Annotated in this window: 16 protein-coding genes; 7 read left to right on the top strand and 9 right to left on the bottom strand. The window is 41.2% G+C overall.

Features of this window, described 5'->3' with window-relative positions:
• Window positions 1–125: 125 nt before the first annotated feature.
• Window positions 126–2,372, top strand: a complete 2,247-nt coding sequence (locus tag V7L31_RS19310) for a GumC family protein (RefSeq protein WP_334697727.1) — start codon at window positions 126–128, stop codon at window positions 2,370–2,372.
• A gap of 273 nt (window positions 2,373–2,645) precedes the next feature.
• On the opposite strand, the gene V7L31_RS19305 is transcribed toward V7L31_RS19310, so the two are convergent.
• The 5 genes from V7L31_RS19305 to fabI form a co-directional block, all read right to left on the bottom strand.
• The gene (locus V7L31_RS19305; RefSeq protein WP_334697726.1) at window positions 2,646–4,076 is read right to left on the bottom strand and encodes a choice-of-anchor Q domain-containing protein; all 1,431 of its coding nucleotides are present in this window, start codon (window positions 4,074–4,076) and stop codon (window positions 2,646–2,648) included.
• An 855-nt stretch (window positions 4,077–4,931) separates the two neighbouring features.
• Window positions 4,932–6,404: an SLBB domain-containing protein gene (locus V7L31_RS19300; protein WP_334697725.1), complete on the bottom strand. Its 1,473-nt coding sequence runs from the start codon at window positions 6,402–6,404 to the stop codon at window positions 4,932–4,934.
• A gap of 515 nt (window positions 6,405–6,919) precedes the next feature.
• Window positions 6,920–7,903 carry an ABC transporter ATP-binding protein gene (locus V7L31_RS19295; RefSeq protein WP_334697724.1) on the bottom strand — a complete coding sequence of 328 codons (984 nt, stop codon included), beginning with the start codon at window positions 7,901–7,903 and terminating at the stop codon, window positions 6,920–6,922.
• Between the two features lie 184 nt (window positions 7,904–8,087).
• A complete protein-coding gene (gene hisB / locus V7L31_RS19290) occupies window positions 8,088–8,729 on the bottom strand; it encodes an imidazoleglycerol-phosphate dehydratase HisB (protein ID WP_334697723.1) in 642 nt (213 codons plus the stop codon).
• Window positions 8,730–8,896: 167 nt separating this feature from the next.
• A complete protein-coding gene (gene fabI / locus V7L31_RS19285; protein WP_289795800.1) occupies window positions 8,897–9,673 on the bottom strand; it encodes an enoyl-ACP reductase FabI in 777 nt (258 codons plus the stop codon).
• Window positions 9,674–10,052: 379 nt separating this feature from the next.
• Between fabI and ntcA the strand changes: the two genes are divergently transcribed.
• From ntcA to V7L31_RS19270, 3 genes are all read left to right on the top strand, one after another.
• Window positions 10,053–10,724, top strand: coding sequence for a global nitrogen regulator NtcA (gene ntcA, locus V7L31_RS19280; protein ID WP_292854711.1), 672 nt, complete (start codon window positions 10,053–10,055; stop codon window positions 10,722–10,724).
• Window positions 10,725–11,173: 449 nt separating this feature from the next.
• Window positions 11,174–12,664, top strand: a complete 1,491-nt coding sequence (locus V7L31_RS19275; RefSeq protein ID WP_334697722.1) for a DUF3084 domain-containing protein — start codon at window positions 11,174–11,176, stop codon at window positions 12,662–12,664.
• A gap of 160 nt (window positions 12,665–12,824) precedes the next feature.
• Window positions 12,825–13,277 carry a resolvase gene (locus V7L31_RS19270; RefSeq protein ID WP_334697721.1) on the top strand — a complete coding sequence of 151 codons (453 nt, stop codon included), beginning with the start codon at window positions 12,825–12,827 and terminating at the stop codon, window positions 13,275–13,277.
• A gap of 104 nt (window positions 13,278–13,381) precedes the next feature.
• On the opposite strand, the gene V7L31_RS19265 is transcribed toward V7L31_RS19270, so the two are convergent.
• Together V7L31_RS19265 and V7L31_RS19260 are read right to left on the bottom strand one after the other, a co-directional pair.
• Window positions 13,382–13,645 (bottom strand): DUF3146 family protein, encoded by a 264-nt coding sequence (locus V7L31_RS19265; RefSeq protein WP_179067550.1) that lies wholly within the window; start codon window positions 13,643–13,645, stop codon window positions 13,382–13,384.
• 337 nt (window positions 13,646–13,982) lie between these two features.
• Window positions 13,983–14,534, bottom strand: a complete 552-nt coding sequence (locus V7L31_RS19260) for a hypothetical protein (RefSeq protein WP_334697720.1) — start codon at window positions 14,532–14,534, stop codon at window positions 13,983–13,985.
• Window positions 14,535–14,890: 356 nt separating this feature from the next.
• Here V7L31_RS19260 and V7L31_RS19255 point away from each other — a divergent pair, with 356 nt between their 5' ends.
• The gene (locus tag V7L31_RS19255) at window positions 14,891–15,757 is read left to right on the top strand and encodes an aldo/keto reductase (RefSeq protein WP_334697719.1); all 867 of its coding nucleotides are present in this window, start codon (window positions 14,891–14,893) and stop codon (window positions 15,755–15,757) included.
• A 105-nt stretch (window positions 15,758–15,862) separates the two neighbouring features.
• The gene (locus V7L31_RS19250; protein ID WP_334697718.1) at window positions 15,863–16,402 is read left to right on the top strand and encodes a GNAT family N-acetyltransferase; all 540 of its coding nucleotides are present in this window, start codon (window positions 15,863–15,865) and stop codon (window positions 16,400–16,402) included.
• Between the two features lie 8 nt (window positions 16,403–16,410).
• On the opposite strand, the gene V7L31_RS19245 is transcribed toward V7L31_RS19250, so the two are convergent.
• Complete coding sequence (locus V7L31_RS19245; protein WP_334697717.1) at window positions 16,411–16,758, bottom strand: hypothetical protein; 348 nt, start codon at window positions 16,756–16,758, stop codon at window positions 16,411–16,413.
• A gap of 2 nt (window positions 16,759–16,760) precedes the next feature.
• The gene (locus V7L31_RS19240) at window positions 16,761–18,164 is read right to left on the bottom strand and encodes an amidase (protein WP_334697716.1); all 1,404 of its coding nucleotides are present in this window, start codon (window positions 18,162–18,164) and stop codon (window positions 16,761–16,763) included.
• Window positions 18,165–18,372: 208 nt separating this feature from the next.
• On the opposite strand from V7L31_RS19240, the gene V7L31_RS19235 reads away from it, so the two are divergent.
• On the top strand, window positions 18,373–19,878 hold the full coding sequence (locus V7L31_RS19235; protein ID WP_334697715.1) for a hypothetical protein: 1,506 nt from the start codon (window positions 18,373–18,375) through the stop codon (window positions 19,876–19,878).
• Window positions 19,879–19,957 lie beyond the last annotated feature (79 nt).

Here is a 19,957-nt window from a genome sequence, read left to right as displayed (position 1 = left end):
TTTTTTGCTTAAATAGTCTATATTATATGTCATATTGTAAAATAGTATCACTAGGTGTGCTTTGTAGCTAATCTGAGTAGATCAATATTGAGTTTATCGTTTAAAACCTGTACTTTGGAAGATTTATGTCAGAAAAATCTATGGAATCTAGAGAATCTATTGATTTAGACCTTAATCATTACTTATCGATATTGAAACGATGGTGGTTACCTGGTACTGCGATATTTGTCGCTACAGTTATGCTGAGTGCTGTAGCTATACAATTTATGAGGCCATCCTATGAAGCAGAAGGAAAACTGTTATTCAAAATTCCCTCTTTTAAAGTAGCAGGAACTAGTCTTTCGCCTGGCACCTCTGAAGGGGGAGACTCAGGAGATTTGAAACCCCTGGTAGCAACTCAAAATCCTATAAGCAGTCAGATAGAAGTTATTTCTTCCCCTACTTTATTGCAGCGAACAATAGACAAACTACAACTCAAAGACAATGAAGGTAAACCTCTGGAAATACAAGCACTACAAAAATCTCTGACCCTCAAAATTGTGGGTGGGACAGATGTATTGCGAATTAGCTATAGCAGCCGTGACCCTGAAGAAGCAGCGGCAGTGGTCAACACAATTATGAATTTATATTTAGAAAATGATATTTTGACAAATCGCTCTGAGGCAGGAGCAACTCGTCAATTTATGGCCAAACAACTTCCAAAAACTCAAGCCGCTGTTAATAATGCGGAAGTAGCGCTACGTATATTTAAACAAAAGCATCAGATTGCAGATTTATCAGAGGAGACAAAGTCAGCTGTTGCGACTATTGGAAATTTAGACAATGAGATGAATACTGTTAAGGCTCAATTGGATGAAGTAAATGCCCAAACCAATGAACTGCGACAGAAAGTAGAGCTAAATTCTCGGGAAGCGATCGCAGCGAGCGCCCTCAGTCAGTCACCCGCAGTACAGGGAGTCCTTATACAACTTCAAGAGACTGAGCGGCAGTTAGCAATTGAACGCAGCCGTTTCCTAGATGACAACCCCGTAGTTGTTAACCTAGAAGCAAAAAGAGCTAGTTTAAAATCTCTCCTGCAACAGCAAATTGGTCAGACTGTTGGCAGTCAAACACAAGTTCCCCAGGGTCAATTACAGATTGGAGAACTTAGACAAAGTCTGATACAAAATTTTCTCCAGTCAGAAATACAGCGCTTGGGTTTAACTCAAAGACTCTCCTCTCTATATAATTCCCGTGCTAGCTACGAACAGCGGATGAAACTCATACCTCAGTTGGCACAAAATCAGCGGGAGTTAGAACGAAAAGTTGAAGTCGCAGAATCTACCTATCAAACTCTATTGAAAAAGGTTCAAGAATTACAGTTAGTTGAGAATACAAATACAGCCACTTCCCGAATTATTGCTCAGGCTTTAGTTCCCAAAGACCCAGTATTAACTAAAAAAATAATTGTTTTGGTGCTAGGAGTGATGTTCGGTTTATTTTTTGCCACTACAACCGTACTCTTCCTCGCTATGAGAGATAAATCTCTAAAAACACTTAAAGAAGTTAGAGATGTATTTCGATATACCTTACTGGGAATTATTCCTTTATCTGTTAAAAAGGTTCGCTCCCGTTATTCAAATGCAGAATTAACATCTCAAAAAATTGCCGTCAGAGATACTCCCTACTCTTTAACGAGCGAAATGTATCGGATGATTCAAGCCAATCTGAAATTCCTGAGTTCAGATAAGGTACTCAAAACTATCGTTGTAACTAGCGCAGTTCCTAAAGAAGGCAAGTCTACGGTTTCTGCTAATTTGGCAGCGGCGATCGCTCAACTAGGACGCCAAGTTTTACTAATTGATGCAGATATGCGAATTCCTTCTCAGCATCATCTCTGGCAACAAACCAATGCAGTTGGGTTGAGTGAGGTTCTTGTAGGTCAGGCTGAATTTGACATCGCTGTATCTAAGGTAATGGATAACCTTGATGTTTTAACTGCTGGAGTTAGACCTCCCAACCCACTTGCTTTGCTTGACTCGAAACGGATGGCATCACTAATTGAAAATGTCTCATCTCAATACAACTATGATTTTGTCATCATTGATGCTCCTCCCCTACTTTTAGCAGCCGATGCTTTGACTTTAAGCCAAATGGCTGATGGGATTTTGTTAGTAGCTCGACCGGGAGTAATTGATTCTAGTAGTGCATCTGCTGCTCAAGAAATGCTAGAGAGATCCAGTCACAATGTCTTAGGTTTAGTTGTGAACGGTATCATTGATAAAAATGAATCTAGTAGTTATTTCAACCATGCTAAAGAATACTTTACCGATCAAGATTTGAGAAGAGAGGTTAAAAAACAAAGACGTATTCCGAACAAAAGCTCTGTTTGAAGAATTCAGAATCAATTAGTGCGGGATTCAGATCCGCAACTTTCTTATTTCCCACAAAATCTCCGATTTCGTGGGAAGTCTTAAAAGCATTTAATCCTAACTTGATAAATTAGGATTTTATCTTACTAATGAACTGAAGACCATAATTGGTATATTATGTTGATTTAATTAGCCAAAAAATAACAAGCCTGTAGAAACAAGCTTGTTGTTTTGTGTAATAGTAACCCTTAGTTTGATATCACTATGGGCAGATGGCAGGACATGAGGTTGCAGTTACCTGTATTCGTCTGCCCCAATATCATATCCACTACCACTAGGACGAGGATTACCTTCAAAATCAGTTGTCAAACCACTCCAATAATAACCTCTATTGATTGCTGGACTGCTTGATCTGATTCTAAAGTCACCATTTGAGGGATTCACAAACTGTGGATCTCCAATAACATCGTGAGTACCTCTCACAACGACCGCGGCACCATTGGGGTAAAGATTGTAGTCATAGGTAACGTTCCTATTCATCACGTTGCTGTTCGCATTTCTACCAGAAGAAGGATAAATAATGTTGTTGAAAATCTTGATATCAGATGCATAACCACCATAAATGTCCCCCTTATTTCTAAGCTCTGGAGTTTGCTGATTCAAATATGCTGTGTTGTTGATAATATCGATATGCTCGCTTTCATGAGCATGAATACCCGAACCACCATTCCTGTAGCTAATATTGTTTGCAATTAAAGTCCGTCCTTTATATGGACCATTTGTACCACTTTTTGAAATATCTACAATAATGCCATTACCATCTGTGATAGTTCCACGTTGAATCCAGGGAACGTACATACGATTGTTGTATGCTCTGTTGTTGGTTATGAACATCTTGTATCCCTGATTGCCGTCAGAATTCCAATTCTGTAAGAAGGAAATGCCGCTAGTACCATAGACACTGTACCAGGAGTTATTATAGACAGTGTTATTATCCACTTTCACATAATCAGATCCGGCTACTGAAATACCTGCTCCTCCACAGTCATGCACTTTGTTGTTCAGAATATTTATGTGATGAATACCACCACCGCGTCCGTCAATGTTTATGCAGTTTCCGTTTGTAAGCACATTTGATGAGTTACTTTTCTGACTTAATGCATAAGCAAGCGTGACATTAGCATTGTTTCCTATCACCTCTAACCCATTGATCTCAATATATGAAACTCGCTTTCCAAACCCGATACCATTCCATGTATTGTGCCGAATTTTTGGAGAATGGCCAGGATACGCTTTAAATTTAATCCAGGCGTTTGCAGTTCCAGAACGACTAATACTTAGTACAGATCCACGTCCGGGTGCGTTCCTATATTCCCCATTCAGAATTAGTACTGTGTCACCAGGTCTGGTAAGGTCTGCGGCCCTTTGAATTGTCCTAAAAGCAGATGAGGTAGTGAGTCCGCTATTTCTGTCATCTCCAGTAGCACTCACATAGTATGTTGTCGCAGTTGGAACCTGGCTGATCAGCTTGCGGCTAGGTAATGGCATTTGCTGAACAGGGGATGACTGACGAACATCTTTAACTAAAGATTCTGTTATTTTCTGTCCTTGAACCAGACCTGTTAATGCCCAGGGAAGTACAAGAGATGCGCTCAAACTGAGAAAACCTAAACCATGAATCATCATAGGGAAAAATAGGGTATGTTGCAAAAACTCAATTGTCAACGGTCAGTAACTCTAGCCTTAGTCAGTAACTCAGTATTGGATACGGTCGTGTAACTGCTATTTGTAAGTTTATACACGGTTTTCTAGGTTTACACCTGCGGGTTTTCGCGTAAATATGGCTGAACTGCCTTTTTAGCTTGTGTTCCAAAAAAAATCAAGTATCTAGTAAAAGCACTGAAAAATAATGATCAGTATCCAGAATTACTCTATTAATGGGCACTAAGCAACCGTACAAATAGCGTCATTTCCAATTGCACATCATTCTACTGTGTATACGCAGTATCTGTGGTTAAGATAGTATATCTGTCATCAATTACTTAATTTACTTAAATAATTCTTATGATAATGATAATCACTAAATACTAAGAAATCAATTATAGAGCACTTATTCTCGCTTATACCTTATTAAGTATTCTCATTATCATAATCAATTCGGGTATATATAACAAGGTTTGCAAAAGCCTATCAATCCACATTAATAATTTTTAGTGAGATCCTTAGAGTCTACCCAATTTGTCAATGAGTAATATTACTTGATTTTTTATAATGGGATAGAAAAGATAACTTTGGAAGAAGCGATGCATTCTCTGCGAGACGCTACGCATAGCAAAATCCCATCGCGTAGAGAAGGGTATGGCGCAATACAGTTCAGAATGAGCAACAAAATACTTGTAGAGACTGCGATTTATCGCGTCTAGAAAACCCGAAATTTAAGCTTTTTAGCTTTTTTCTCTCTCACGAATGATTAAGTAGGACTATATTAATTCTTGACTATTGAGCTTTGATTCAAAGATAGTGCAATTCTAGGGACGGAGAGGGTTGGTCAACGCCCCCAACTTGCATCTATATCTTAAACTAGAGTCCGAACAAGTTTAGGAGATTAAGGACAATACCTAGAGGCCCAGTTATAGTGTTGATGGTATCACCAGTCTTAGCGGCACCAGATCGGTTAACTACTACAACATCATTATTGCGGAGTATAGGATTAGTTTGCTCATTAATCCCAGCGGAGAAATCCACTTTTACTATACGTTTAGTGACAGAACCATTAGGGTTGAGGCGAATCAAATCGACAGCACTACTACTAGCTCTGGCATCATTAAATCCGCCAGCAGCGAGTATGGCTTGATTTAAAGAGCTATTTGGCTGAACATCTGTTAACCCTGGTTTTTTAACTTCACCTACCACACCAACTTGAATGCGTGTAGGAGACAAAGTAGTTGTAGCTAATTGAGTAGCTTCTGCGGGATTAATTTCAGTTGCCGTCGGAATAACAATCGTATCTCCGTCTTGTACAATGATGTCTTGATTGGCGTCACCGCTTTGCAATAGTTGCCAAAGATTAATATCTATAGCTTGTTCTGAGCCAGTTCTTGTCGGTCGGCGTAGCTTGAGATTACGAACATCAGCCTGTGCTGTAATTCCTCCAGCTAGTTGAATTACCCGCGTCACATTTGGCAGACCTGTAGGACTAGCAGCGCCACTGTTATTAGTTGCGCCCGCCTGGTTATCTGTGTTTCCTGGGGTGACAAGATACGAACCAGGACGGTTAACTTCACCAATAATTGTTACTGTACGGGGTGTAGTTTGGCTAGCAGCAAAGTTGGCTGCAAATAGATTGCGGGATTCTGCTATGTTGAAGTTAGTTGCTGTTGGCACAACTATGGTGTCTCCATCCCGCAAGGTAATATCCTGTGATAACGTGCCTGTTTGAATGAGTTGCTTCAAATTAACGGTGACGGTTTGCTCCGAGGAACGTCCTGTTTTACGCCGTAATTGGACTTGAGTGACATCCGCAGCTAAAGTCACTCCTTGCGCTGTTGTTAATGCGGCTAAAACTGTAGGGTATTGTACGCCTGGATTGTTGCCTGCGCCTCCACTCAAGCTCAGAGTGTAAGCTCCGGGACGTGTCACCTCTCCGGCAACGAAAATATTGATGGGGCGAGGTGATAACAGATTAACTGAGATCAAGGGACGTTTGAGGAAGCGAGCATATCTTCTAGCAATTTCGTCAGAAGCTTGTTCAGTTGTGAGTCCAAGGACTGACACACTACCAATTAAAGGTAGGTTAATTGCTCCACCTGGGGGGACTTGGTATTCACCTGTGTATTCAGGTACTTCAAATACATTTACACGGACGAGATCGCCACCACCTAATAAATAGTTAGTATCTATTTGTGTTTGTTGTATGCTTGGTGATGGTGTAGTTGGTGGTAATGGTTGTCCCTGAGCGAGACTGGCAGATGACACAGCGGCATTGAAAGCAGTTAACAAAGCCATACCCACAGATGGCTTAATTAGAAATTTAGACAAACTTTTGTTAAGCATATTTACCTGAGACTCTGAAACTACAATCAATAAAGTACTGTCTAAACATTTTTATTTTGACTATACCTAAGTATTCAAGTTCCCCAACACTCTTATTTTCCTAGAAAAGTGTGATTTTCCGGAATAAATTTGTTTATTGAATTTGAATTTTTAGTGAAGTTAACTTAAAGTTAATGCTGTTTGAATAGAGCAATTCTCAAAAAGTATAAAGTTTACGCAACTAAAGCCAGTTTATAGAAACAATTATCTTTTCTCCAATCAAGCACTTACAAACAAGATTTATTGCCATAAGGCAATTTTATGACATTGAAACTGTGATTTGAAATCTATTACCAGTAGCCAGGGAGTAGTAAAATTATGAATAACTTCATTAATTAAGTCCAACATATACTTAAAAAGAGGTCGTAATTTTATTTTTTGTGGGTTGGATTGAGTAAAGATCAACTCAAAAAAGTAGAAGTTTGGGTTTAGTTCTTCAAGTCATCCGATAATTTAGTATTTATCAACAAGACCAACTAATTAAGCGAGTTATTTTTTCTTTGGATTTGTTGAATAAAAAATTCTTCTAGGGAGTGACGCGACAAGTTCATGGCAATAATTTTGCCCTCCATAAGATGGAGACTAGCAAGAAAATCATAGTAATCATTTTGTAGTGTACCGTGCCAGGAACCATCAGGCTCAAAGATGAGAGTAGGTATCCATTTTTTGAGAATTTCCCAGTCACCACCTTGACCTTTTATTTGATATGTGTCTTTTCCGCCTAAGAGTTCATGGAGGGAACCAGAGCAAATTAGTTCACCTTGAGTGAGGATGGCAATGCGATCGCAAATCTGTTCGACTTCACTAAGAACATGGCTATTAAAAAAAATCGTCTTACCAGCGGCTTTGAGTGCCAAGATAATTTCCCGCATTTGGTAGCGTCCCACCGGATCAAGCCCAGACATTGGTTCATCGAGAAAAACCAAATCTGGCTCGTTAATTAGCGCCTGTGCCATGCCAACACGCTGTAGCATTCCTTTGGAATAGCGACGCAGCAGCTTTTTACGAGCGTCGGCTTGGGATAAACCGACTAATTCCAGCAGTTGGGGAATGCGTTGGCGTTGGACACTTTGGGGAATTTGGAATAGCCCAGCAGCTAGCTGTAAAAATTCCCAGCCAGTGAGATAGTCATACAAGTAGGGATTTTCTGGTAGATAACCGATATGTTGCTTAACAGTGCGATCGCCTATTGGCTTACCCAACAACGATCCTCGTCCAGAGGTAGGATGAATAATTCCCAGCAACAATTTTAAAAGGGTGGTTTTACCAGCACCATTTGGCCCTAGCAAACCAAAGGTTTCGCCTTTGTAAACCGTTAAAGAACAGGTTTTGAGAGATACGACTTTTTGATTTAGCCAAAAACCAGTGCGATAGACTTTTCGCAATTCAGAAGTTAGGACTACTGGTGGAATGTCTATCGTATTAAGTTGATAATCAGAGTCATCTGCAACAGACTTCATCTCCGTTAAATTACTATTTATCAGCTTGGTATTAATTAGAAGTTACCCATTAGGCTGATAATAACCATCAACTGCTGGTATGTCAATTATTGGGTAGTGGGGAATAGAAAGATGAGGGAGAAATCAATTCAAAATTAAAGAACTTCTGCCTTCTACTCCTCTTTCCCAATGACCAATACCCATTTCATAGAACGCCCTTAGAACTGGGAATTACGTCAGCACGACGGGGGTCTATTTCTACAGCTAGCCGGGTTGCTCTTGCAAAAGCTTTAAATGTCGCTTCAATGATGTGGTGGGAATTAATACCATCCAGTTGCCGGATGTGCAATGTCATTTGGCTATGGTTCACTAAAGCTACAAAAAACTCTCGTACCAGCTGGGTGTCATAGGTTCCTACCCGCTGAGTAGGAATTTGCAAGCCGTAGCTAAGATGAGGCCGTCCAGAAAAATCTAGCGCTACCTGAACTAAGGCTTCATCCAGTGGTGCAAGAAAATTACCAAAGCGGACAATACCTTTTCTGTCGCCTAGTGCTTGGTTCAAGGCTTGGCCTAGAGTAATGCCGACATCTTCGTTGGTGTGATGATCGTCAATTTCCCAGTCTCCCTTGGCTTGGACATCTATATCAATCAGCCCGTGGGAGGCAATTTGATGCAACATGTGATCTAAAAACGGAATGCCTGTTGCTGCTGTGCAAGTTCCTCTACCATCCAGGTTGATGGTAACTTGGACATTAGTTTCACCAGTGGTACGGTGAACAGTGGCAATCCGAGGGGTTTCAGTTAAGCGATCGTAATTTGAATTAAGTTGGCGATTGGTTGTTTGCATAGGGAGTTGGGAGTGGGGACTGGGGAATGGGGACTGGGGAATGGGGACTGGGGAATGGGGACTGGGGAATGGGGAATGGGGACTGGGGAATGGGGAATGGGGACTGGGGAATGGGGACTGGGGACTGAATTCTTCCCAATACCCAATACCCAATCCCCAGTCCCTAACTACATTCCCATAATTTCATATCCTGCATCTACATATAGAATTTGTCCGGTAATGCCGCTGGACAAATCACTACACAAGAAAGCCGCAGCGTTGCCGACTTCTAACTGAGTGACGGTGCGTCGTAGGGGAGCTACTTCTTCTACATGATGAATCATATCCAAAATCCCACCCACTGCTGAAGATGCCAAAGTGCGGATGGGGCCGGCGGAAATGGCATTCACACGGATATTTTGTGGCCCTAGTTCGGCAGCTAGGTAGCGCACACTCATTTCTAAACCTGCTTTGGCAACTCCCATGACGTTGTAGTTGGGGATTGCTCTGACACCACCTAAATATGTCAGGGTGACGATGCTACCTCCCTCTGTCATCAAAGGTTTGGCTGCACCACTTAACTGCACCAGCGAATAGGTACTGATTTCTAAAGCGGTGTTGAAGCCAGAACGAGAAGTTTGGCTAAAATCTCCACTCAAATCGTCTTTGCTGGCAAAGGCTAGGCAATGGATGAGGATATCTAACTTTCCCCACTGTTCGCGGATTGTCTCAAAGGTAGATTTAATTTGGTCTTCATCTTGGACATTACAGGGAAGAAATAAGCTGGGGTTGAGGGGTTCTACCAATTCCGCAACTTTTTTCTCCATTTTGCCACGTTCATCCGGCAGGTAGGTAATACCCAGATTTGCTCCAGCTTTATGCAGTTGTTGAGCGATGCCCCAGGCGATCGAGCGGTTATTGGCAATACCTGTAACAAGAGCATTTTTTCCAGTCAGATTTAGCATATAAATTGTTAATGCGATCGATCATTAGGAGCATACTAGAATCTGAGACTAATTTATCTTTGTTTTATACAGGATTTGCAAAAATGAATATTGGTAAGAGTGTTTGCTGCGTGTAAAAATCTTGATTTTTTATAAAGATATTCTCAAGATATCTTTATTTGTTCTTCAAAAAACCTTTTAAATACAGCTATTGGAACTACTTATCAACAATTAGTAGCTGAAAGGATCAACAATTATGTATCATTATAAACAAAGAGTTATGAAGAGATTAGTTGGAGTATAGGAAAGTACAGAAAGGTTGACGGTGCTTTATTCATTTTTCAGGTGTATTCTTAGGTAATGAGTTTTTGTTTTTCCGGCATTGGGTAGGGGAAGGGAGATGATCGTGACACAAGATAAAGCCCTAGCAAATGTTTTTCGTCAGATGGCGACCGGGGCGTTTCCGCCAGTTGTGGAAACGTTTGAACGCAATAAAACGATCTTTTTTCCTGGCGATCCTGCCGAACGAGTTTATTTTCTTTTGAAAGGTGCTGTTAAACTTTCCAGGGTGTACGAGGCAGGAGAGGAAATAACGGTAGCGCTGCTGCGAGAAAATAGTGTTTTTGGTGTATTGTCATTGCTGACAGGAAATAAATCGGATCGGTTTTACCATGCGGTTGCATTTACTCCTGTGGAATTACTGTCGGCACCAATTGAACAGGTAGAGGTAGCACTCAAGGAAAATCCCGAATTATCAATGTTAATGCTGCGAGGTCTGTCTTCGCGAATTTTACAAACGGAGATGATGATTGAAACTCTCGCTCACCGAGATATGGGTTCTCGATTGGTGAGTTTTTTATTAATTCTTTGTCGAGATTTTGGCGTTCCTTGTGCAGATGGGATCACTATTGATTTGAAGTTATCTCATCAAGCGATCGCAGAAGCAATTGGTTCAACTCGTGTTACCGTTACCAGGCTACTGGGAGATTTGCGCGAGAAAAAGATGATTTCTATCCACAAAAAGAAGATTACTGTGCATAAACCTGTTACCTTAAGTAGGCAATTCACATAAAACAGGAGTCAGAATAAAGAATTCAGAATTCAGAATACTCTACCCATAAAGGGATAGATTTTTCAGGCGAGAATATTTTAATTTTTTCGTCCACCAGGGGCGTTAGCGTAGCGGGACAAAGTACGGTTTTAACCAAGTATTCAGACGCGACGCTCGTTCGCCCTTGGCGCCTCCCTTTGGGAGAAGACTCGCTATCGCGGACTCGCTAACGGTGCGCTATCACCCACTCGTACAGAATTCATACTGAATTCTGACTCCTGAGTTCTGAATTCTTCTTATAAAAACAATTGGAGGAAGGGGAGTCGGCGCGTGTTGTGTTTTGAAAAATGACACTAATAGCTAGAGGTAAATCTAAAATTGAATAATTTCAGCTATTGCCAATTTCCACTTCTTTCCAGACAATGCTTAAAAGTAGTAGGCTGTATCTGGAAGGATTTCGGTAGCTAAAGATGACCACCGGATACATCCTCATCGCTGCAATTTTAATTCTGGGAGGCGTAATTGCAACCGTGGGCGATCGCATCGGCACACGAGTTGGCAAAGCGCGCCTCTCACTTTTTAATCTACGTCCAAAAAACACCGCCGTAGTGGTAACAATTTTTACGGGTGGTTTGATTTCCGCATCAACCTTAGGGATTTTATTTGCTGCCGACGAAGGCTTACGAAAGGGAGTCTTTGAATTAGAGGATATTCAAACAGACCTCAGACAGAAGCGGGAACAGTTAAAAACCGCAGAAACTCAGAAAAGTCAGGTAGAGGGTGAGCTAAACCAGGCTAGAATTGCCCAAGCAAAGGCACAACAAGACTTGCAAGCAATTAACCAATCCTTGCAGGCGGCCAATGCCAAACAGAGGCAAACACAAGCCCAGTTGAACCGCACCATTAGTCAACAAGCTCAAACCCAAACTCAACTCCAACGCACTCAAGGTCAGCTAAATCAGGTTGTAACTCAGTACCAAAAAGCCATAGCTGAATTGCAAAGCGTTTATAACCAGAGAAAGGAGTTACAGGCGGCAGTTGAGTTACTAAAGACAGAACGTCAACGATTGTATGCGGAAGCGAAAAAAGCCATTGACGAAGCCAAAACAGCGATCGCAAAACGCGATCGCGAACTCGCTAACCGTCAAGAAGCTATCCAACAACGCGATCAAAAAATTTCTCAACTGGATCAACTAATTCAAAAGCGTAATGTCGAAATTACCGCGCGAGAGCAAGTGATTGCCAAACGGGAATCGCGCCTCAAAGAATTGGAAGCACAACAAGAGCAACTAGAATTAGAAGTTGCCAGGCTAGAAAAATATTATCAATCCTACCGCGATCTGCGTCTGGGTAAGCTGGCCTTAGTTCGTGGTCAAGTTTTGTCTGCTGGTGTAATTCGTGTTATCCAACCTGCTGCTGCGCGTCAGGCAGTGATACAACTTTTACAAGAAGCCAATCGCAACGCCAGCCTGGAATTAAGCGAACCTGGTGTAAATCCAGCAAATGTCGAGCTACTGCACGTCACTCAGGATAGGATTGAGCAATTAAGCAAACAGATTGGCGATGGTCAAGAATATGTGGTACGAATTTTCTCGGCTGGTAATTATGTCAGAGGGGAAAAGCAGATAGAATTTTTCGCCGATACAGCCAGGAATCAGCTAGTTTTTTCGGAAGGCGCGGTGCTAGCCACGACTACTGCTGATTCCACAACCATGACATCTTATCAGTTACAGCAGCGGCTAGAAATATTGATTTCTGCTTCCCAATTTCGTGCCCGTAACGTGGGAATTGTCGAAAATGTGCAAGTAGATGGGACTTTTCTACGCTTTATCACCCAATTAAGACAGTACAATCAACCATTGGATATCAAAGCGATCGCGGCAGAGGACACTTATACAGCCGGGCCATTGAGAGTAAAATTAGTAGCAATAGTCAACGGAAAAATTATTTTTAGTACTTGAAAAAGAAGTCAGAATTCAGAATTCAGAAGTCAGAATACAATTAGTGGGAGATGAGCGCGGAAAGTAATAAGCGGCGGCTGATGCCGTAGACATCATAATTTTCCAAGACAGACTCGCCACCAATTGATTCTGATTCCTGAATTCTTATTTTTAATTTCTTATGAATTTTCGTGAATTTTCACCAACGCAACCAGTGATTTTGGGGTTTGATCCAGGTCGAGATAAGTGTGGTTTAGCGGTGATGGGACTGGATCGGCAACTGTATTATCATGAGGTGGCGCTAGCAAAAGAAGCGATCGCTACCATTGAGACACTACGTCAAAAATTTCCCATTTCCTTAATGGTGATGGGCGACCAAACGACAGCCAAGCAGTGGAGACAGCAATTATATCAGGAATTGACAGAACCGCTGAGTATTATTTTAGTGGATGAGCGTTATACAACCCTAGAAGCACGCGATCGCTATTGGCAGATGTTTCCACCTACAGGGCTAATAAAGCTATTGCCAAAGGGTCTGAGACAGCCACCAAGACCCATAGATGATATTGTTGCTATTCTCTTAATTGAAAGATACTTAAATCGCCTTACTGAATCAGCAGTCAATCAATTTTAGATTTGGAATTTTGGATTTTGGATTGAAAATCAATTTTAGATTTTAAATTTTAGAAAAATCTAAAATCTAAAATCTAAAATCCAAAATTGAATGGCTTTTAACTTTTAAAGTTGCGCCCGAATAGTAAAAGCATAATCTCCTCCAGGCTCTAGCTGGTAATCTTGTTGCTCCAAGAATCGACCGAGGGGTTCTTTGATTAGGGCACGGCCTTGGGAAGGCTTGACAGCAAGTTCTCCTCGGCGAAAATGCCACTGGAAATGCCACTCAAACTCACCTGCACTCACTTCGCCTTCAAGGAAGCCGTGTTGCCAGGATTGGCGAGTAATTCTGACATGGGCAATGGTTTCTGGCAGACGTTTTGCACTCACAATGCTTTATGTCAACTGGGGAATAACAGCCGCTTATGTATGCTGGCTACTTATTTTATTTAACATATCGCGGAAGTCCCCACCCTCAACTCTTAGTAGTGTAGGGATTGTGAACTGACAAAGCGGGTATTTGTAGTTCACTAAGTTGTGTTCATGAGCCAAACGACTTCAGGATACTGAAGTTGCGGCTATAACCTGGGCGGATTTTATAACCTAATTTGGGGTTTATCAGATTCCGGGTGGAGATGTCAAGCGATCGCCCACGAAAAATTAGAGGTTCCTGAGTTTTTGATATCTCCTCTGAGGGTGCTGAGGCACTTAGGGCGGGTAATTTTTTCTAGTTTCTCAGGAATGAGAGAATCCTAGAAACTGCATATCTGATGCTCTTTTCATCAGTATATTGTGGGTTAATTGGAATTTCCTCGCCAGATTTCAGCATAATTACAGCCCGATAAACTTTGGAGTATTTATATTGCTGTTCTTGGATATCAAAACGCAGAATACTTTCTAGTGGATGTTCGATAATTTGGTTGCCACGCAAACTTTTCCGTTCGATAAAGACCTTATCGATACTCTTATAGAAGGTGCAGGTAGTTGCCGGTGATGTAGCAAAATAAGCAGCGATCGCCATTACAAATAATGTAAATAAACTTGAGAAAAATAGATAATTTCGCTGATTCTGTTGCACTAATAGTGAAACTTGCCCAGAGTTGATAAAATTATTGATTTTTAAAACAATTTCCTCATCTTCTTGATAGCTAATATGCGATAGCAGGGCAAAGTCTCCAAATGGGGTCACAATCATAACTTGATAGCTTTTGCTCCCTTTGCTACCAGTCTTTGTCAGGATGTATGCTTCCTGAAGATCAAATATTTTAAGTTTCTCCATACTTCCCAGCAAATTAAACCGCTTCAATTCACAATTAATTTGGTTTGAAGAAGGTCGAATGCAACTGAGACTAACTGAAGCAGAATCAAAAAATAAGCAGTACATGAAAAAGCTTAAAAAGATAATAAAAATAGACCATCCACTAAACCAATAGCTAAATGGTCGATGCTTTAGCTGCAATTTAGTATGGGTTTCCCCAACAATTTTCATCGATACCTGTGTATAGAATACTTAACACCTGAGTAGAGTATTCCCCTTGTTGCCCATTTACCGATCACCAAGTATAAGTACTAGGGAGGATTTATTATGAATGCCTAACTAATAGATAATTGGGACAGAAAGCTATAGCTAAAAGCATGGAAACCAAACAGCTAGGAAAAACTGGTATCTTTGTAAGTGCGGTCGGTTTGGGCGGTATGCCCATGTCAATTGCTAATCGCCCTCCCGAATCGCAATCAATCGAAGTTATTCATCGGGCGTTGGATTTGGGTATTACATTTATTGACACTGCCGATGCTTACTGCAAAGATGAATCAGAGAAGCATCACAACGAACAGCTAATTCACAAAGCACTTAGTAGTTATAAAGGTGATGTTAGTCAAGTACTTGTGGCAACAAAGGGCGGTTTGATGCGTCCCGATGGCAACTGGACAAGTAACGGCAACCCAGAACATTTACGCCAAACAATTCGCGTCAGTTTTGAGGCTTTGGGTGGTGCTAAACCCATCGATGTTTGGCAATATCATTCTCCCGATCCTAAATACACCATTGAAGAATCCCTTGCACCAGTTAAAGAAGCAGTGGAGGCTGGTTGGATTCGGTTTGTGGGAGTTTCTAACTTTTCCGTTGAACAAATTAAGCGGGCGCGGGATGTGGTGGATATTATCTCAGTGCAGAATCAATATAGCCCCTGGCAACGACAGCCAGAAAATGACGGTGTGTTGAAGTATTGCGAACAACAGGGATTAAGCTTTTTGCCTTGGAGTCCCTTTGGTGGTAGGCGTCGCCATCAGGATTTGCAAGATATTGCTGCGATCGCTCAGTTAGCGAAAGAAAAAGGCGTGTCGGTGTATAATATCGTCTTAGCGTGGTTGCGTTCCAAGTCGCCCGCTATCTTGCCGATTCCTGGTGCTAGCAAGGTTTCCAGTATTGAAGACTCGGTACAAGCTATCAGTGTGAAACTATCTGATGAAGAAGTGCAAAAAATTGATCGGGCAACTTAATCATTCCACTAGCTAACGTAATGTGCTAGAAGTCCTAAGATTTTTGTGCTTTGTTTAGCTGCATAAACTCTTTTATTACCTGCACTCAGCGCACAAAAAAAAGGCATGATCTTAGAAACACACCGCTTGCTAATGCGTGACTTTATAGAGACAGATTGGCAGGCGGTTTTTGCCTATCAATCAGATCCTTTGTACTTGCCTTATAACTATTGGACGCACCGCACACAGAAGGATGTTTGTGAGTTTATCCAGATGTTTATCGATCAGCAAAAAGAGCAACCACGGACAAAATTTCAGTTAGCTATTATCCTCAAAGAAGAAAATCAGCTTATTGGCAATTGTGGTATCCGTGTAAATGACCCAGAAATGCGGGAAGCAAATATCGGCTATGAACTAAACACTCAATATTGGGGACAAGGTTATGCAACAGAAGCAGCACACGCCATTTTAAAGTTCGGCTTTGAAGAAATGGGGATGCACCGGATCTGGTCTTGGTGTGTTGCAGAGAATCTTGCTTCTATAAAAGTATTAGAAAAAATTGGTATGCGTCGTGAAGGTCATCTGCGGGAAAAAGAGTTAATCAAAGGTAGATGGTACGACAACTTTCTTTACGCTATCCTTGACCGCGAATGGAAAGTAAACTAGTACTGCTTCTATGCGTCTCCCCTTGAGAGAAGACTCGCTCTAAGCGTACCCCTACGGGGAAGCAAGCTACGCGCAGCGTCTCTAAGAGTTGCCCTGCCGTTGGCGGAGCCTCTCCAAGAGTTGGCTTTACGCTGCGCTAATAAAATTAAAGACATTTCAGACGGGGATTTAAACCCTTGAATTGATCCACTGATAACAGCATAGAGTTTTGCTGGAAAGCGATCGCCTTCAGGGAGAATAATCTCTCTTTTGCGATAGCTTTGCACCTGAGTGTAAGGCTGCAAACCGATCTTCTCTGCTGTTTCTAAACCCGCAAACACGATAATTTGCGAAAGTTGTTCCAGAGATGCCTGCATGATTAGCCCGATATTGCCAAGGCTGGACGATGATGAATCCAAGGATTAGCCGCTTCTAATTGTGCTGCTAGGCTGATGATTGTGGCTTCAGCGGCAGGTTTACCAATTAGTTGCACACTGATGGGTAAACCCTTACTGTCAAAGCCTACAGGAATTGCGATCGCAGGTTGTCCAGTTGCATTCGCAGGCGGACAAGGGGCAACCCACTCAATAATATTTTGGAATGTCTCTTCTGGACTTAGCGAAGCCCATTCCCCAATGCGGATGGGTGAATGTAGATAAACTGGCAATACCAGCACATCCACGGCATCGAAAAACGCTACAATCTGCCGTGCCACTACTTGCATTTGAGAAACTGCTTGGAGATACTGGGCAACGGAACCTGTGCGTGCAAATAGCCAGCGATTCAATGGTTGCAAGGCTTCAACCGGAAGTCCCGCCGCCGCTACCCCAGCTTGCCAGACAATTTGAAATGGTTCAACTAAAGCACTGAAATCCGGGGATTTCTGTTCAACATGGTGGCCAAGTTGTTCTAATAACTGGACGGTTTGGCGGACACCTTGCTGACAGTTAGCGTCAGCTTCTCCCAAAGGAGAAATGCTAGTGTCAAAGGCAATTCGCAAAGCACCAGGTTTTGTCTGAGTGGCGGCGAGAAATGATGGTTCAGGATCGGGCAACCAGTAAGGATCGCCTGTGACATAGCCAGAGATGGCATCTAAAAGAGCCGCAGCATCAGCGACAGTCCGGGCGATGGGGCCATTTACGGCAATTCCAGCCAGGCGTTCGCCTACGGGTGCTTTACTCACTCTGCCTCTGGATGGTTTGAGTCCTACCAAACCACAACAAGCCGCAGGTCCCCGAATTGAACCACCACCATCAGAACCTTGAGCGATCGCACATAATCCTGCTGCTACGGCGGCGGCGGCACCACCACTGGAACCGCCAGGGGTATATTCTAAATTCCACGGGTTTCTCGCTGGGGGAAAACCCGCAGGTTCACTGTACGGAAATGAACCTAATTCGGAAGTGGCTGTTTTACCGAGAATAGTAAATCCAGCTTGCTTAATCCGTGTTACGACACCATCATCATAGTTAGGAATATTATTTAGTAATGCCGGATTTCCGTAAGTACAGGTAATACCTGCTACAGCATTTAGGTCTTTGATGGAAATCGGCACGCCAAAAAATGGCGGTAATTCTGAGGTAGTTGTCAATAATTCTGTTTTGGCTTTGGCATCTGCGATCGCTAATTCTGCCGTCACCGTAAAATAACTTCCTAATTGAGGATTTAATTGCCCAATCCGTTCTAAATATATTTCTACCAACTCTAGCGGTGATACTTCTCGGCGACGAATTAATTGCGCCAACTCTAGTGCTGGGGTAAATGCTAAATCAACTTCATTCATAGGTTAGTGAATGGGTAATTTTGTCTTTCTCTGGGATTTGTAAACTGAAATTGTTACTTTAGCAGGATTTAGGGGAATTATACATTTTATAGCTACCTAATATTTGCACTCAACTAGGATGCTCAGATGCAACAGGCGTGGTTATATTCTTACTCAAGCCATTTTAATTGTTTCGCATAAACTTTCGACAAATCCCTAAGGGGTATTTATGGCTAACCTAGAAATACTTGTTAGTGAATTGCCAACACTAATTCAGAGTCTAAAACTGACTATTGGCGATTCTAATGAAATCATGGAACAAATTATCATAATTAATAATGCTCAAGAAAAACTACGTAATATTAAAAAATTAATTGTTCAGGAGTTGCAGTTTGATCGTCTCAAAAATTCTGCGATCGCAACACTTCCTAGATTAATTACAGTAGCTACTTTGTTTATACCTCGTCTAGGATTAGTAGATTCAGCCATAATAGAAAAATTTGGAAATTCAGAAACTAAAATTTCATTGACTGATTTACTATCAAAAATTGATAGTTGGATTGAATGGGGTTATTTTTTGCAAGCAATAGCGGCTGATATTCTCAGTGACGTTAAATTAGTAAATCAACTAAATTCTGATATTATTCATCCAAGCATACCCAGTGAATTTAAAACACTTACTGAAAGTTTAAAGATTAGCTTAGATTTGAGAAAATCTAATATTTTACAACATCAAATTCAACAGATTTACAATTTCCAAAAACAACTATTACAGTTACAAGAAAAATTAAATTATATTTTTAATACTATTAAAAACAGTCGCAGCTTATTAAATATTTTATTAGGCGTATCAGCTTTTTATGGTAAATCTGGCTTCGCTTTAGAGTGGTTAGACGACGACCACGAATTAATTATATCGAGTGAAGAGAAATTCCAAGAATTGACAGATATTCTCAATGATTGTGATTTTTTTCAAGAACAAATTTCTACTTTAATAATTCAGGGTGATACTTTAATACAACAGGCTGAAGAAGCCCTAAAAAATATTGAACAAAAAATTAATAAAGAACCAATTATTAGCCAGAAAGTAAAAATAGCTCCAAAGTTTTCAACGCCAAAAATAGTACGTTCAGCTTTGCTCATAGCCTCAAGTTTATTAATTTTAGGTTTTTGTGGTTGGAAAATTCGAGAGCAAAGTCCACAATTACAGCAGATAAGTCTAAGTTTAACTCAAGAAGGAAGTGCGATCGCCCCAGATGCGGGTGCAGCGATCGCTAACTTTAAATCTGCTCAAAAACTTGGTATGGAGGCTGCTTCTCTGGTTCAAAAGCCACCCCATCCTCTCAACGTCTGGCAACAAGCACAAAACAAATGGCATCAGGCAATCATCTTGTTAGATAGCATTCCTCACAAGACATCAGTTTATGAGCAAGCAGAGAAGAAATTGGCTTACTATCAGATTAACTATAAATCTATCAGTCAAAGAGTATTGATTGAAAAGAAAGCTTTAGCAAACTTAGAATCAGCCCAAAAACTAGCAATGGAAGCTAATTTATTTGTCAAAAATTCACCTCATTCACAACTAAGTCGGCAGCAAGCACAAGATAAATGGCAGCAAGCAATAAATTTATTAAAAGCGATTCCAGAGAGTACTTCTGTCTCTGTACAGGCTAAAGAAATGCTTCCTATTTATAAAACTAATTATGCGGCTATCAGTCAAATATACCAATACTAAAATAATTCGTTAAATATTAGATACCCGACTTCTTTAAGAAGTCGGGTATCTGGACACCGTGAATTTTCGCAAATTAGAT

The sequence above is a fragment of the Nostoc sp. genome (assembly GCF_036916655.1).
GTDB lineage: Bacteria > Cyanobacteriota > Cyanobacteriia > Cyanobacteriales > Nostocaceae > Nostoc.
The sequence above is the reverse complement of the archived record's forward strand: the minus strand, read 5'-3'. Positions and strand labels throughout refer to the sequence as shown.

What these genes read in the sequence shown, in the direction of transcription:
- V7L31_RS19310 (WP_334697727.1), top strand. Translation starts at nt 126, where the DNA reads ATGTCAGAAAAATCTATGGAATCTAGAGAATCTATTGATTTAGACCTT.
- V7L31_RS19300 (WP_334697725.1), bottom strand. Translation starts at nt 6,404, where the DNA reads ATGCTTAACAAAAGTTTGTCTAAATTTCTAATTAAGCCATCTGTGGGT.
- V7L31_RS19295 (WP_334697724.1), bottom strand. Translation starts at nt 7,903, where the DNA reads ATGAAGTCTGTTGCAGATGACTCTGATTATCAACTTAATACGATAGAC.
- hisB (WP_334697723.1), bottom strand. Translation starts at nt 8,729, where the DNA reads ATGCAAACAACCAATCGCCAACTTAATTCAAATTACGATCGCTTAACT.
- fabI (WP_289795800.1), bottom strand. Translation starts at nt 9,673, where the DNA reads ATGCTAAATCTGACTGGAAAAAATGCTCTTGTTACAGGTATTGCCAAT.
- ntcA (WP_292854711.1), top strand. Translation starts at nt 10,053, where the DNA reads ATGATCGTGACACAAGATAAAGCCCTAGCAAATGTTTTTCGTCAGATG.
- V7L31_RS19275 (WP_334697722.1), top strand. Translation starts at nt 11,174, where the DNA reads ATGACCACCGGATACATCCTCATCGCTGCAATTTTAATTCTGGGAGGC.
- V7L31_RS19270 (WP_334697721.1), top strand. Translation starts at nt 12,825, where the DNA reads ATGAATTTTCGTGAATTTTCACCAACGCAACCAGTGATTTTGGGGTTT.
- V7L31_RS19260 (WP_334697720.1), bottom strand. Translation starts at nt 14,534, where the DNA reads ATGGAGAAACTTAAAATATTTGATCTTCAGGAAGCATACATCCTGACA.
- V7L31_RS19255 (WP_334697719.1), top strand. Translation starts at nt 14,891, where the DNA reads ATGGAAACCAAACAGCTAGGAAAAACTGGTATCTTTGTAAGTGCGGTC.
- V7L31_RS19250 (WP_334697718.1), top strand. Translation starts at nt 15,863, where the DNA reads ATGATCTTAGAAACACACCGCTTGCTAATGCGTGACTTTATAGAGACA.
- V7L31_RS19245 (WP_334697717.1), bottom strand. Translation starts at nt 16,758, where the DNA reads ATGCAGGCATCTCTGGAACAACTTTCGCAAATTATCGTGTTTGCGGGT.
- V7L31_RS19240 (WP_334697716.1), bottom strand. Translation starts at nt 18,164, where the DNA reads ATGAATGAAGTTGATTTAGCATTTACCCCAGCACTAGAGTTGGCGCAA.
- V7L31_RS19235 (WP_334697715.1), top strand. Translation starts at nt 18,373, where the DNA reads ATGGCTAACCTAGAAATACTTGTTAGTGAATTGCCAACACTAATTCAG.